Below are 13,987 nucleotides of genomic sequence, written 5' to 3' on the forward strand. Positions count from 1 at the left end.
ACATACTGAACGGTCTGACCCTGGACCCCTCCCTGGGATGGACGGGCGGGGGAATACTGACTGCCCTCCTCCTGCTCCTGGCCGCGGCCATCCCCATTACGCACCACCGCGCCAAGGGGCACACGGATGCGGGGACCCTGGCCACGGTTCGACGGACGGTCATGGTCCTGGTGCTGGCCCTCATGGTCCTGACCCCCAGCGTGGTCAGCCAGACCACCAACCGGGCCATCAACGCCACCGATGTCTATATCGCCGTCGACGTAACCGGCTCCATGGCCGTCAAGGACGCCGCCTACGGGGACCACAGCGACATCTCGCGCCTGGAGGCCGCCCGTCTGGCCGTGGACGACCTGACCAAGGCCTACCCCGATGCCTCCTTTGCGGCCCTCCGTTTCGGAATGTCGGGCACCCTGGACCTCCCCCTGACACCGGATGACCGGGCCATCGGAAACTGGAGCCGGGGTCTGCGGACCGAACCCACCTCCCAGTCTGCCGGGTCCAACCTGGACGCCCCCCTGGATCAGCTGGTCATCTCCATGAAGGAGACCAGGCAGCAGCATCCCGACGACCGGATCCTCCTCTACCTGATCACCGATGGCGAACAGACGAGCAGCCATCCGCGGCGGTCCTTCTCGACCCTGCGCGCCTACCTGGATGACGCCTTCGTGCTGGGAACCGGATCCGCGACGGGCGGCCGGATCCCCGTCAGCCAGGACACCCTGGAGGGCACTGAGGGCACCCACCCCGAGGGCGATGATCAATGGGTCAAGGACCCCCAGACCGGTCAGCCCGGCATCTCCACCATGGATCAGAAGAACCTGAAGGCCCTGGCCGACGAGATGAGCGGTTCGTTCGAACATCTTGACAAGGGCCGCACCCTTGATTCGGGAACCACGGCCAAGGCCTCGAAGCAATATCGGGTGACCACGGTGACCAAGATCCGCCGACACGTCACCCCGCTGATCTGGCCCCTGGCCCTGGTGGAGGTGATTCTCCTGATCTGGGAGCTGGCCGACTGGATCAGGACCTCAAGGAGGCTCCTATGAACTCGGCAGCGCACAATTCGTCAGAGACGACCGGAACGGAGACCGTGAGCGGGAAGAGGATGCTGGGAGCGAGAATAATCCTGGCCTTCCTGGGGCTGATCATGGCTCTGATCGCGGCCTGGGGCCTGACCAACATCAACGCCATCAGCACCTACAACCAAGCCACCCACTCCCTGAACACCAGCATCGCCGAGGCCAACCGGTCCGATGCCGACCCGGCCAAGATCAAGGCCATCCAGGAGCAGACCGACCAGCTCTTTCACCAGGCGGAATCCATGGGCCCGATTCTTCTGCCGGGTACCAGGCAGACCATACAGCAGAGCCGGGCCGTCAGCGACAGGCTGACCCGGCGGGCGACCAGACAGCTCCGCAGCCAGGAGGCCTCCAAGGGGGGCGCGGGGCGGTTCGCAGGCTCCCCGGGGCAATCCGGCACAGGCAAGCAGGGACAGCAGGGGCTGACCAAGGACCAACAGGAGAAGGTGGATGAAATCCTGAAGCAGAGCCAGCAGACCCACGATCCATCGGGGGGCACCCAGACCGACCATGCAAAGGAAGACCAGAAGACGGACAAACCCTGGTAGGTAAAGCAGACCGTCAAGGCAGGCCTGACCTCCGACGCACATTTGACCACATCCACCCCGGATGGTGCTCCTCTCCTTTCGGCCCTGGTGAGATGGGCATATGATCAATTCCCCCTTCATCCCACCCACCCTCTTCGGTCAGCCCGCGGGAGGGACGACCGGGGCGGACCTTGACCAGGCATCCACCTGCGACTGTCATCGGAGCGTGGCCCGTTGCTCCCGGATGATGACCGCACTGATCGACCAGACCGAACAGGTTCTCAATGATGCCCATGCCCTGATCGACCAGGCCGGGGCCATCGACTGGGAGGGCCAGTCCGCCCGGGCCTTCAGGGAGAATCTGATCCGGGCCTCCGACCTGGCCGATGACCAGGCATCTTCACTGATGCAGGCCAGACAGCTCCTGGATGAAGAGACCCGGCCATGATGCGGCAGGTGTCCTCGCAGGTCGGATCCAATGGATACACCCGGGTTCAACTCGAACAGCTGACCCGGATGGCCGACCAGCTCAACCAGTTCGCCACCAGCATCGCATCCCTCCAGGAGGGATGGAGCCTGACCAATTTAGGATTGGCGAGGAGCAGGAGCCTGACCCTGACCTGTCCCTCCCTGAACGGAAGCCGGGTCCAGGATGGCGGGCACGCGGTCTTCCCCTTCGACTTCGCCATCAGAACCTGCGATTCCCAATGCGATGACTGCCAGGACCTGACCACCCTCCTATCGGATCAGGCGGAAGCCCTGACCGGGGCCTATTCCCTATATTCCGAGGCGGAATCGCGCATGTCCGGCATACTGGCGACCGTTCTTGTCGGTCCGGTCAGATTCAACCCCCTGGAAAACATAAGGACCCTGGCGGTCATGACTCTCTGCACGTATCTGGGGGACTCCCTGGTCAAAGGCCACATGGTCAGTCTGGCGGAATTCCTGGAAACGACCTCACCCCTCCATCAGGACACGATCCTGGCCCTGTCTGAGCGACTCGTCCCCTTTTCCAGATCCCCCATAGGTCATTTCTCGGAGTGGCTGAGCCGGGCCATGCCCACTTCTCAACGCAGGTTGGAGGTGACCCCGGTCAGGCCGGGCGGTGACGGGTTGGAAAGCGCCCACTGCATTGACCAGGCCCTGGACAACCTGCAACGCCTGGGCTCCCGTGACCAGGGCTTCTCCTATGACACCATCGCCGTGCAGAAATACAGGGATGCTGATGGAGATATCCGTTGGGTGGTCTACATACCTGGAACTAGTTCCCACCCCGACTCGGCCATCGGCTGGGGGCAGAATCTCCAGCTCATGAGCGACAGGCCAGGCACCCGCACGCAGGCCGCCTCCACCCGCCTGGTGACCGAGGCGATGGGCATGGCCGGGGTGGCGCCTGTAGACCGGGTCAGTCTGGTCGGGCACTCCCAGGGCGGAATCGTGGCAGCCACCCTGGCCAGCGACATGGCGGACCGGTACCGATTCGAACATGTGGTGACGGCCGGCTCCCCCATCGGCAACCACCCCATAGCCCCGCTGACCTGGACCACCAGTGTTGAGATGCAGGAGGAGCTGGTCTCCAGCCTGGATGCCAGGGACAACACCGAGCGGGACCATCGGCTGACGGTCCGGGGCCGGGATGCAGGCACCACACCGGCCCAGGCGAACGCCCCCTACTCCAGGCAACCGGTCCCATTCACCAAGGGGACCGTGGAGTCGACCCACGGCATGAACTATCAGAGGGCGGCCTGGCAGAATGCCCTGGCCAAAGGGTCACCAAAAATCATCGAGCAGGATGAGCACTTCGCCCGGTCAACCCGTGGCGACCTGGTGGAGACCACCTACTATCAGGGCAGGTTACGGGATTGACGGATGACAGGTCAGGCCGGAGAACACGGGCCCGGGAGCGAATGTCGTCCGGTTGGCGGTTTCGCCTAGACTGGGGGGCATGAACCTGAGCCGAGTCACACCTGCCATTGCCCTCAATCCTCTGGATGGGCGTTACCGCATGCAGACCTCACCCTTGGTGGACCACCTCAGCGAGCCGGCCCTGAACCGCGAGCGCATGCGGGTCGAGGTCGAATGGATGATTCTCCTCGCCAATGGGTACCCCGACCAGGGCAACCAGCCCATCCTTCCGGGCATCGAACCCCTGACCGCCGATGAGCAGGCCTACCTGCGCGCCATCCCCGAGGATTTCGACGACCAGGGTATCGAGGACCTGGCGGAAATCGAAGCACGGACCCACCACGACGTCAAGGCGGTGGAATATTACCTGGACCGCCGACTGGAGAAGGCCGAGGGAAGCCTGGGCGCCGGTACGCAACTGCCCCGGTTGAAGGCGCTGGTCCATTTCGCCTGCACCAGCGAAGACATCAACAACCTCTCCTACGCCCGGTGCATCCGTGGCGCGGTCGAGCAGGTCTGGCTCCCTGCGGCCCAGGCCATTGTGGACCGTCTGGCCGAGATGGCCACCACCCATCGTGGCCTACCCATGCTGGCCCTGACCCATGGACAGCCGGCCACCCCCACCACCCTGGGCAAGGAGATGGCCGTCTATGTCCACCGGCTCAGCCGACAGCTGGACCGGGTCCGCCATCAGGAGTACCTGGGCAAGATCAACGGGGCCACCGGAACCTTCGGCGCCCACCTGGCCGCCGCCCCTGACGTGGATTGGGTCCGTCTCTCCAGGGAATTCGTCACCGGACGCATGGGACTGGTCTGGAATCCCCTGACGACCCAGATCGAATCCCATGACTGGCAGGCCGAGCTCTACTCGACCATCAGCCACACCGGACGGATTCTGCACAACCTTGCCGTTGATGTCTGGATGTACATCTCCCGGGGCGTCTTCGCCCAGGAACCGGTCAAAGGGGCCACCGGCTCCAGCACCATGCCCCACAAGGTCAATCCGATCCGTTTCGAGAACGCCGAGGCCAACCTGGAGATCTCCTGCGCCCTCCTGGACACCCTGGCAGCCACCCTGACCGAGACCAGGTGGCAGCGCGATCTGACCGATTCCACCACCCAGCGCAACATCGGTTCCGCCTTGGGATACAGCCTTTTGGCCCTGGATAACCTCAAGGGGGGCCTGGCGGCCATCCACCCCAACACCCAGGTCATGCAGGAGGAGCTGGACAACAACTGGGAGGTCCTGGGTGAACCCATCCAGACCGCCATGCGGGCCGCTGGCCTTGCCGGCCGGGCCGGGATGGAGGACCCCTATGAGCGGGTCAAAGAGCTGATGCGAGGCCACCGGATCGGCAGGGGGGATGTCGAGCGCTTCATCGACACCCTGGACCTGGATCCGGAAACGGCCCGGAGGCTCAAGTCCCTGACTCCGTCCTCCTACACCGGGGCCGCCGATACATTGGTGGACTTCGATCGCGACTGACCATGACCGAGGTTCCCAACCAAAAGCAGGAGAAGTCCGGGGAGGGCCAATCCCCGGTGACCGACGAACCCACCATCGTGGATACCCCACCCCAGCGGGTCCATGATGCCGAGGATCTGCTTCGGGCCCTGGCTTCGCTGATCATGGCCCTGCTGATAGCCCTGGCTGCCGTCTACCTGAAAGGGACGGCGGCCGGCGTCGAGTCGGATATGCGGCAGGCGGGCAACGCCATGGATTGGCTCATGGATGTGCCCACCAACTTCCTCCAGCAGGCCGTTACCGTGACCGTGGTTCTGGCGGTTCTGATCAATCTTCTGATCAACCGTGAATGGGTCCAATCCATCACCGCCCCCCTGGCCATGTTCATGGGGTACGGGCTGATCCTGGTCATCTCCAATCTGATCATCTCCACCCACAACCCCACCCTGATCGCCTCCTTCAGCTCCCAGAACGCCTTTGGCTCACCCGTCCTCCTGCCCGACATCTACGCCGGCCTGGCCGCCTTCCTGAGCGCGGCAGGACCCCGTCGCCTGCGCAGCACGGTCAAGTGGGGGTGGAACGCCCTGTATGTGGTGGCCGTCATCATGGTCATCATCTCGTCCAATTCGGCCAGCGGGGTCCTGGTATCCCTCCTCCTGGGCCGGATGACCGGCATGGTCATCCGCTACATCGCAGGCACCCAGAGCAAGGGCGCCTGGGGGGATGGGGTGGTCCAGGCCGTGGCCTCCATCGGCATCGACCTGGCCGAGCTTACCCGCGTGGATGCCACCATGGACGCGGATGGACAACCCATCCCCTGCCTGGATGACGACCTGATCGAGGCCTCGAGAATCTACAGGGCCAGGGACAAGGCAGGCACTGCCTACACGATTTCAGTCATGGACGGCCAGCTCCACACGGCCGGATACCTGATGCAGATCTGGCAGTGGATCAAGCTCTCCGGTGTCTCCATGCGTCGGGACAGGTCCGTCAGGGACTCCATGCAGCATCACATGGCCGTCCTGTTCGAGCTGCGTGACCTGGGGCTTCCCGCCCTCCACCCCTACGGCCTGGCCGAGAACGCCGAGTCCTCCATCCTGGTCTTCCATGACGACATCCACCTGACCCCCATCGACCTGGACCACCTGGATGCGGACCAGGCCCGTCAGCTCATGGACTTCCTGGACAAGGCCAACGGTCGCGGCTACACCCATCGGCGCATCACTCCGAGCACCTTGGCCATGGACAGGGAGGGCCATGCGGTCATCGCCGGCTGGGAAAACGGCGACAGCGCCAGCTCCTCGGCCAATACGGCCCTGGACCGGGTCCAGCTCCTCAGCCTGATGACCGCCGCCCTGAGCGCCGAGGAGGCAGTCCGGATCGGCTTGGAATCCTGGGGCGAGACGACCATGGTCGCCCTGACCCCCTTTGTGCAGATGGTGGCCATCCCCGCACAGACCCAGGCCCTGCCCGGATGGGACAGGCAGGTCATGTCGGACCTGCGTGCACGGCTACGGGCCATGGCGCCACCGGAGTCCGTCGGGTCCATGGACCAGGTCAGCCTGTCCAGGTTCAGCCTGCGCAGCTTCCTGGCCCTTGCCCTCCTGGTTGTGGCGGCCATCGTCATCCTCACCCAGTTCAACCTCCAACAGGTCATCCAGGCCGTCCGCAACGCCAACCCCTGGGTGGTCGGCCTTTCCTTCATACTGGGGTCATTCTCCTGGGTGGGATGCGCCGTCACCCTGGGTGTCTTCATCGACAAGAGGAAACGCAACCTGCGCGGCATCTTCCTTTCCCAAGTGGCCTCGTCCTTCACCTCGGTCTCCATGCCAGCCGGCGTGGGGCCGGCCTTTGTCAATCTCCAGTTCCTGCGCAGGAGCGGGTACGACAACACCATGGCCACAGCCATCATGAGCGCCGTGGTGGCGGTCCAGTTCGCCACCACTTTCGTGCTCCTGGTGGTCATCGGCCTCTTCACGGGCCGCAACACCCTCTCGGGGATGATTCCCACCAACACCCTGGTCATCGTGATCGGGGTGGTGGCCATCGTCGCCGCCCTGGCCATGGCCATCCCCTACACCAGGCGGCTGGTCGTGGACCGCCTCATGCCCATCGTGGCCTCCTACGCGCGCCATTTGGTCGACATCCTGACCCAACCCCGTCAGCTCCTGATGGCCGCCTCGGGGGCCGTACTCCAGTCCGCCGCCCTGGGCCTGAGCTTCTGGGCCGCCCTGATGGCCTTCGGGTGCAGGACGAACATCTTCGAGACCACCTTCGTCTTCCTCCTGGCCAACACCCTGGGATCGGCCGTGCCCACCCCCGGCGGATTGGGTGCCATAGAGGCGGTGCTCTTCTCGGCCTTCCGACTGGCCGGGGTTCCCTCCGGTGTCGCCATATCGGCCACCCTGGTCTTCCGTGTGGCCAACTACTGGCTACGCATCCCACTTGGTGCCCTGGCCATGCGCTGGCTCAGCCGACGCAATCTGATCTGAGCATTGGGGTTTAGCCTTATCCTGGGCCGAATCCGAGTCCCGAATGGTCATTTGGAGGTCTGAAATGGTCCGAAACGTGAAACTTGGAAAGAAAATGAAGCGGAAATACCGGGAAACCCCCGGAAAATGCGGTGCTTGACCCCCATCTGCGCTAATATCAGTCATTGACCGTTGGGCTTTCCACAACAAAGGAAGCAGGGGAGCCCCCGAAAGAAGGATGCTCTATGGCATACAACAAATCTGATCTTGTCTCGAAGATTGCTCAGAAGTCGAATCTGACCAAGGCCCAGGCCGAAGCGGCCGTCAACGCCTTCCAGGATGTCTTCGTTGAGGCCATGAAGTCCGGAGAGGGCCTGAAACTCACCGGTCTCTTCTCTGCCGAGCGCGTCAAGCGTGCCGCTCGTACCGGCCGCAACCCCCGCACGGGCGAGACCATCAAGATTCCCGCGAGCTACGGCGTCCGTATCTCCGCTGGTTCCCTGTTGAAGAAGGCTGTTTCCAACAAGAAGTGAGCTGACGACCTCACCGGTTTTCAACAGGCCCGGCCCCTATGGGCCGGGCCTGTTTGCGTATCCCCGCCCGGACCTCCCAGTGGGCGGCCAGTGAACCGGCAGCGGCATTCAGACGGGATCGGACACCGCCCGGTCCTGGGCCAGCTCTCCCATCATGGCCAGATAAGCCTCGTCAGACTCGTGGGCAAAGGGGTCCATCAGCCTCACCTCATGTCGGTGGTTGCCCTGGAGGACCAGGCGGGTCCAGTCGCAGGACCACTGGAGGGGCGTCGTCTCCGCCCTGGCCACGAAGTTTCCCCGCAGCCGCGCCCTGGTGGTCTGTGGGGGCGTCCGCAGGGCCTCCCCTATGCGATGGTCGTCCACCAGGGTGCGCATCATCCCATGCCGGACCAGGGCCCCATAGGACCGGCCGGAGGCGATGTCGTGGTAGTCCAGGTCCAGACGCCTGGCTTTGAGGGCATCGGCCCCGCGTGCCTCCTCCCCCTTGAGAAGCCTGAGTTTGGCGGCCCAATCGACCCAGTCGGCCAGATCCTCCCAGCGACCGGCATCCAGGGCATCCAGGGCCGCACGCCACAGGACCAGGACCTTTCCGACCATGGGAATGCCCACCCCGGTCTGATCGCCGGAATCATCGATATAGGCCCTGCAGGCCTCCCAGTACCGGTTCTGCAGATCCAGGGCTGATACGGTCCCGCCACCCTCCAGGTCCAGGGGAACCCTGCCGTTCCTGTCCCTGCTGACCGACCTCATGGCTGCACCCGGATCGGCCAGGGCACAGTCACCGAAGGGGATGGACCTCCCGGCCAGGACTTCCTCCTCGATCAGGCCCAGGACCAGATGGGTGGTGGCCAGCTTGAGCCAAGTGACCGTCTGGGAACGGTTGGAATCCCCGAGGATGACGTGCAGGCGCCGATACCGGTCGGGGTCGGCATGGGGCTCGTCGCGGGTATTGACCATGGGGCGGGCACGGGTCGTGGCCGAGGAAACGGCCTCATCCAGGAAATCCGCCCGCTGACTGAGCTGGAAACCATCCTCGCCCAACCGTCCGGCCCCGGTGAAGAGCTGCCGGGTCACCAGGAAGGGCACCAGCTGCCCGCGGACCATCTCCAGGGGGACCTGACGGCGCAGGAGGTAGTTCTCGTGGCATCCGAAGGAGTGCCCCCGGGCATCGACGTTGTTCTTGAATACGTGCACCCGGGCGCCCGGCCCCAACCGGTCCGCCAGGATGGATCCGGCCTGACGGGCCAGATTCGCCATGATCCGCTCCCCCGCCAGGTCCTGGATCAGGGCATCCATGGGAGTCAGGGCCTCTGCCGTGGCGTATTCGGGATGGGAACCGACGTCCAGATACAGCCGGGCCCCGTTGGAAAGGTAGATATTGGTGGACCGGTTCCGTTCCACCAGGCTCCGGAACATGGCCATGGCCACCTGCCCGGCGCTGCAGTCCCCGTCGCCACCGGTCAGGCTGACCCCGTATTCGGTCTCGATGCCGAAGATACGACGGTGATCGATGCCTGGAGCCCGGTCCATCAGTTACTCACCGCCCTTTTGCACGAACCCCTTGACGTACTCTTCGGCGTTGTCCTCCAAGGTGGATTCGATGTCGTCCAGGACGGAATCCAGGGAAGTGTCCTGGGTCCGGGCCCGGGCCGAAGCACTGGCGGTCCCGGTATCCTCCTCCGTCTGCTTCTGCCCCGACCGGGCTGAAGACGAAAGCCGGCTGAACTCCTGTGGCATGATCCTGACCTCCTATCGTGGCGACCTGGTTATTTCCGGGTACGCCCACCATCCCTTATACCGCTTTCGACCGCCCGGGACTAGTCGGATACCAGATAGGAACCCAGTTCCTTGTCCATCAGGCCATTGGTCGCCACGACGTCGTTGCTGCCCTCCCAGCGGACGTGGCCGCCGTCCCACCGCCAGAGGGTCCCCTTGGCTTCGCGGACCACCACTGCGGCCGCGGAGACGGCGGGGATGTCCCAGGAATGAAGGGCAGGCTCGAAGTAGGCGTCGTAGCTGCCGTCAGCCACCCGGCAGAGGTCCAGGGAAACAGGCCCCACACGCTTGATATCGGCAGGTTTACCGGCCATACGGGAGACGATCTGAAGGACCTGCTCGGATTCATTGGGGAAGTATGACATTCCGAAGCTGATGACCGACCCCTTGAGGGTATCCATGGTGGAGGGGATGATCTTCTCCCGTTTGTCGCCCACGATGGTCCGCCTGATGCGGATGGCCCCCTCGCCCTTGGCGGCGAGGTAGGTCAGCCCCAGGACCGGGGCGTGGACAATGCCCATGACCGGCGACGCGTGCCCGGTCCCGTCAACCGCGAAGAGGGAGATGGTGACGGTCCACTCGGCCATGTTCCTGACATAGTTGACCGGCCCATCAATGTGGCCCAAGCACCAGTACCGACCGCCTGGCCTGCGGTTGCCGGCCTCCTCCTCCCAGAACCCGTCGAAGGGCTCCAGGTTGGCGATCTTGGTCCGGCAGTAGCGAATCAGGCGGGTGTCGATACCGGAGGAGAACTGGGTGCCCCGGTCGATGGCCGAGGTGCTTCGAGGATCGTGGGGGTTGATCTGGTCCTGGAGGGCATGACGACCGGCCTCGACCGCTATGGTGGCGACCTGCATGGCCAATTCACGCAATTCCATATTTCTCTCTTTCACATCGGCCCGGCAGAAGTACCAGGACGAATCCATCCATTGGCTTGACCCCGCTCATCCGATATCAGCAGTATAGGTCGCGTCCCTCCCCCTTGAGGAGCCACCGGCCAATATTCCCAGAATGTTCCAATAGTCCCCGGCAATCGGCTTCGGTGTGGCCTGTCGGGTCGGTCAAGTCCATGTCCAGGGCCTGCCCTTCATCCCCATCCGGGTCGGCCAGGACCACCCGGCTCCAGGACATGGACCGGATGACTTCGGGGCAGTCGTGCAGGAGGCGGGATCTGAACCAGGCCCTGGTGCCGGCGGGCGCCTGGTCGGTGGCGGCCTCGACCGCTTCCGGAGATACCGCTGACTGGATGCGGGTTGCAAGGCGGGAAGGCAGGTCATGCCCCGGGTCAAGGCGGGCCCATTCGATGTCCAGGGCAGCCAGGCGGGGGTCGGCCCAATCCCGAATGGAACGACGACGGCGCAGGCCCTCCAGGAGCTGCCACTTCAAGAGCCACTCCAAACGACCGGCCTGGGCGGTCATGCCCATCCGCCCATCCGCATCGGCCCCGCGGACCTGGTCCAGATCCTCCAGGGCCCCTCTCCAGAGTTCCATGACCCTCCCGGTGGCCTCACCGGGCCAGGCGGGTTGCCCCTCCCCGTCCCTTCCATAGAGGGCCGCACCCGCCTGGCAGACCCCTTCGAGGAGGTCATACTGAATCTCCAGGGCGGATTCCCGCCTGCCCGATTCCAGGGCCAGAGGCTCCTTGAGGCTCAGATCCCGGGAGACGACCCGCACGGCCGCCACCGGATCGTCCATGGCCAGACGCCCCAGGAGGGCATCAAGGTCGAACCCGGCGGTCTCGGCATCCTCCAGGAGGGCCAGGAGCATACTGGTCGTCCCCACCTTGAGGACCTGGGGCAGGTCCATCCGGTTGGCATCCCCGGCAATGACATGGAACCGCCGGGTGGAGGCGGTGCTGTGAGATTCGTCCCTGGTGTTGATGATGGGCCGGTCGAAGGTGGTCTGCAGACCAATTCTGGATTGGAGGTAGTCGGCCCGCTGCCCTATCTGGTAGCCGGACCCCCTCCCCTCGGATCCCAGGCCCACCCTGCCGGAACCGGTGAAGATCTGGCGGGTCACGAAGTGGATGGTCATCAGGGCCGCCACCCGGGCAAAGGGCACGGAACGGTCCATCAGGTAGTTCTCATGGGTCCCCCAGCAGGCCCCCTTCCCGTCCACGTTGTTCTTGTAGAGTCGCAGGCCGTGGCCCTCGCCCCCCTGACCGGCACGTGCTGCCGCCTGGGCCATGAGGAGGTCGCCGGCCCGGTCATAGGTCAGCGCCTGGAAGGGGTCCGTGGTTTCGGGAGAGGAATACTCTGGGTGGGCGTGATCGACGTAGATACGGCCCCCGTTGGGGGCCAGGACGTTGATCAGGGCGGCCTGGGGCGAATCCGTCAGCATGCTCGGTCTGGCCATGGCCCTGGGCAGACGTCCGGTGCGGGCATCGTTGACCGGGTCCTCCCGGCCATAATCCCAGTGGATGCGCGAGCGCGCTGGGTCGGCAGCCGCCCGGACCAGCTCCAGGGAGAGAGCCACCGGGTTGGCCCGTGACCCGTCCCCGGTCGCAATGGCGTACTCGGTTTCGGTGCCGACCACGCGCTCCACCCTCATGACTCGGCCCCGGCCCTGTCGACCAGACGGATGTCACTCACCCGCCCTGCGGTCAGCCCGGCGGTACGGGCCCATTGCTCGGGATTCTGGTCGCCCACGGAGTCGAGCATGTCCAGGTATTCCTCCTGGACGGCCTTCAGGCACCGGTCGGCATCCAGACCGACCTCCCTGTCCTGACGGATGGAGTCCTTGACGGCCATGGTCTTGGCCCTGTCCACGATGTTGCGCAACATGGCGCCCGAGATCAGCTGGCTCATGTACAGCGGGTTCCACCGGCCATCCTGGTCAAGCAGATCGCAGACCTTCCGGCCCGGGTCCTGGCGGTAGACATCCCTGACCAGGACCTGGACCAGGTCACCCCCGCTCGTTCCGGCCGCCAGGGGAAGGTCAGAGGTCACGTACCGGGAGAGTATGGAGGCGGCCGCCTCCCGACCAGGCCGGTCGATACGGACTTTCACATCCAACCGGCCCGGCCGCAACACGGCGGGGTCGATCATGTCGATCCTGTTGGAGGCTCCGATGACCATGACATTATCCAGGGCTTCGACCCCATCCAGTTCGGCCAGGAACTGGGGGACGATTGTGGTTTCCACGTCCGATGAGATGCCCGACCCCCTGGTGCGCAGGAGGGAGTCCATCTCGTCGATGAAGACGATGACCGGCCCACCCTGGCCGGCGCGCTGGCGTGCCCGCTCGAAGATCCGCCGCATGAGCCGTTCCGACTCCCCGACGAACTTGTTGAGCAGCTCCGGCCCCTTGACCGAAAGGAAGACGCCCCGGGTGCCCGACCCCCTGGCCAGGCTGTTGGCCACGGCCTTGGCGATCATGGTCTTCCCGTTGCCGGGGGGACCGTAGAGGAGGAGGCCCTTGGGTGGGTTGAGGGCGAAACGGCGGAAGAGGTCCTTGTGGAGGAAGGGAAGCTGGATGGCGTCACGGATCCGGTCGATCTGCCGGTCCAGGCCGCCGATGTCGGCAAAGGTGACATCCGGCACCTCCTCCAGGACCAGGTCGTTCCGGTCCTCCTCGGGAACCCGGGCCAGGGCCATCTGCCCGGAGGGATCGACCATGACCTGGTTGCCCACGCTCAGGTCCGTGTCCATCAGGGCACCGGATCGTTCGACCAGGCTGGAGGCACCCGAGGTGTCCTGGACGACCAGGGCACCGGAATCCATGATCCGGCTGACCTGGCGGAGTGGTCCGCTTCCTGCCTGGTCGCGCACCTGGACGACCACCATGTTCTCGTCCAGCAGCAGGGTCTGCCCCGGCCTGACCCTGTCGGCCCTCACCCCGGGCGCCAGGGCCAGAACCATCCTGCGGGACCCATAGAGGACCTCCAGGTTGGCATGCTGGACACCCATCTCATCGAAGGAAACCGAATCCACCCCCAGGGCCAGGGCAAGGTTCATGGGTGGTGAGGCCATCTGAGCCAACTGGGTCTTGGCCTTGGTCAGTTCCTTACCGGCCCGGTTCAGAGCCTGGACCAGGGCATGGTTACGCTCCCTGAGGGCATCCATGGCGGCCGCCTGGTCCTGGGGAAAGCCTTCTTCCTGGGCATCCGTGGGTCCGGTCAGGGGCGAGCCATCCGGGTGCAGACCCCCATCGGGAACCCCGTGATCTTGTCCACTCACCATATCCTCCTCGACCTGGTCGGAACCTACAGGAACCGACCTTCCTCTTCCCC

Annotated in this window: 12 protein-coding genes; 7 read left to right on the top strand and 5 right to left on the bottom strand. The window is 64.7% G+C overall.

The genetic code is table 11. From position 1 onward, the window contains the following. Positions 1-5 precede the first annotated feature (5 nt). The 7 genes from AACP59_RS03695 (at position 6) to AACP59_RS03725 (ending at position 7,980) form a co-directional block, all read left to right on the top strand. Entirely contained in the window at positions 6-1,046 is a 1,041-nt protein-coding gene (locus tag AACP59_RS03695; protein ID WP_297316245.1) for a vWA domain-containing protein, read from the top strand. Further along, positions 1,043-1,627, top strand: coding sequence for a DUF6466 family protein (locus AACP59_RS03700; protein ID WP_297316208.1), 585 nt, complete (start codon positions 1,043-1,045; stop codon positions 1,625-1,627). Before AACP59_RS03695 ends, AACP59_RS03700 begins: the two co-directional genes overlap by 4 nt. Positions 1,628-1,727: 100 nt before the next feature. After that, on the top strand, positions 1,728-2,054 hold the full coding sequence (locus AACP59_RS03705; protein ID WP_297316207.1) for a hypothetical protein: 327 nt from the start codon (positions 1,728-1,730) through the stop codon (positions 2,052-2,054). Beyond that, positions 2,051-3,472 carry an alpha/beta fold hydrolase gene (locus AACP59_RS03710; protein WP_339349924.1) on the top strand — a complete coding sequence of 474 codons (1,422 nt, stop codon included), beginning with the start codon at positions 2,051-2,053 and terminating at the stop codon, positions 3,470-3,472. The genes AACP59_RS03705 and AACP59_RS03710 overlap by 4 nt, the downstream gene beginning before the upstream one ends. 79 nt (positions 3,473-3,551) lie before the next feature. Beyond that, complete coding sequence (gene purB / locus AACP59_RS03715; RefSeq protein ID WP_339349926.1) at positions 3,552-4,997, top strand: adenylosuccinate lyase; 1,446 nt, start codon at positions 3,552-3,554, stop codon at positions 4,995-4,997. A 2-nt stretch (positions 4,998-4,999) separates the two neighbouring features. After that, positions 5,000-7,468 carry a lysylphosphatidylglycerol synthase transmembrane domain-containing protein gene (locus AACP59_RS03720; protein ID WP_339349928.1) on the top strand — a complete coding sequence of 823 codons (2,469 nt, stop codon included), beginning with the start codon at positions 5,000-5,002 and terminating at the stop codon, positions 7,466-7,468. A gap of 224 nt (positions 7,469-7,692) precedes the next feature. Beyond that, complete coding sequence (locus AACP59_RS03725) at positions 7,693-7,980, top strand: HU family DNA-binding protein (RefSeq protein WP_297316203.1); 288 nt, start codon at positions 7,693-7,695, stop codon at positions 7,978-7,980. A 108-nt stretch (positions 7,981-8,088) separates the two neighbouring features. Here AACP59_RS03725 and AACP59_RS03730 read toward each other — a convergent pair whose 3' ends face one another. The 5 genes from AACP59_RS03730 to arc form a co-directional block, all read right to left on the bottom strand. Further along, entirely contained in the window at positions 8,089-9,510 is a 1,422-nt protein-coding gene (locus tag AACP59_RS03730; RefSeq protein ID WP_339349931.1) for a proteasome accessory factor PafA2 family protein, read from the bottom strand. A gap of 3 nt (positions 9,511-9,513) precedes the next feature. Then, on the bottom strand, positions 9,514-9,717 hold the full coding sequence (locus AACP59_RS03735; protein ID WP_339349933.1) for a ubiquitin-like protein Pup: 204 nt from the start codon (positions 9,715-9,717) through the stop codon (positions 9,514-9,516). Between the two features lie 80 nt (positions 9,718-9,797). After that, positions 9,798-10,634 (bottom strand): inositol monophosphatase family protein, encoded by an 837-nt coding sequence (locus AACP59_RS03740; protein ID WP_297316200.1) that lies wholly within the window; start codon positions 10,632-10,634, stop codon positions 9,798-9,800. A gap of 76 nt (positions 10,635-10,710) precedes the next feature. Beyond that, positions 10,711-12,306 carry a depupylase/deamidase Dop gene (gene dop, locus AACP59_RS03745; RefSeq protein ID WP_339349935.1) on the bottom strand — a complete coding sequence of 532 codons (1,596 nt, stop codon included), beginning with the start codon at positions 12,304-12,306 and terminating at the stop codon, positions 10,711-10,713. Next, positions 12,303-13,937 carry a proteasome ATPase gene (arc, locus tag AACP59_RS03750; protein ID WP_370465961.1) on the bottom strand — a complete coding sequence of 545 codons (1,635 nt, stop codon included), beginning with the start codon at positions 13,935-13,937 and terminating at the stop codon, positions 12,303-12,305. Before arc ends, dop begins: the two co-directional genes overlap by 4 nt. Positions 13,938-13,987 lie beyond the last annotated feature (50 nt).

Source organism: Bifidobacterium indicum, from assembly GCF_036987015.1.
Lineage (GTDB): Bacteria > Actinomycetota > Actinomycetes > Actinomycetales > Bifidobacteriaceae > Bombiscardovia > Bombiscardovia indica.

What these genes read in the sequence shown, in the direction of transcription:
- AACP59_RS03700 (WP_297316208.1), top strand. Translation starts at nt 1,043, where the DNA reads ATGAACTCGGCAGCGCACAATTCGTCAGAGACGACCGGAACGGAGACC.
- AACP59_RS03705 (WP_297316207.1), top strand. Translation starts at nt 1,728, where the DNA reads ATGATCAATTCCCCCTTCATCCCACCCACCCTCTTCGGTCAGCCCGCG.
- AACP59_RS03710 (WP_339349924.1), top strand. Translation starts at nt 2,051, where the DNA reads ATGATGCGGCAGGTGTCCTCGCAGGTCGGATCCAATGGATACACCCGG.
- purB (WP_339349926.1), top strand. Translation starts at nt 3,552, where the DNA reads ATGAACCTGAGCCGAGTCACACCTGCCATTGCCCTCAATCCTCTGGAT.
- AACP59_RS03720 (WP_339349928.1), top strand. Translation starts at nt 5,000, where the DNA reads ATGACCGAGGTTCCCAACCAAAAGCAGGAGAAGTCCGGGGAGGGCCAA.
- AACP59_RS03725 (WP_297316203.1), top strand. Translation starts at nt 7,693, where the DNA reads ATGGCATACAACAAATCTGATCTTGTCTCGAAGATTGCTCAGAAGTCG.
- AACP59_RS03730 (WP_339349931.1), bottom strand. Translation starts at nt 9,510, where the DNA reads ATGGACCGGGCTCCAGGCATCGATCACCGTCGTATCTTCGGCATCGAG.
- AACP59_RS03735 (WP_339349933.1), bottom strand. Translation starts at nt 9,717, where the DNA reads ATGCCACAGGAGTTCAGCCGGCTTTCGTCTTCAGCCCGGTCGGGGCAG.
- AACP59_RS03740 (WP_297316200.1), bottom strand. Translation starts at nt 10,634, where the DNA reads ATGGAATTGCGTGAATTGGCCATGCAGGTCGCCACCATAGCGGTCGAG.
- dop (WP_339349935.1), bottom strand. Translation starts at nt 12,306, where the DNA reads ATGAGGGTGGAGCGCGTGGTCGGCACCGAAACCGAGTACGCCATTGCG.
- arc (WP_370465961.1), bottom strand. Translation starts at nt 13,937, where the DNA reads ATGGTGAGTGGACAAGATCACGGGGTTCCCGATGGGGGTCTGCACCCG.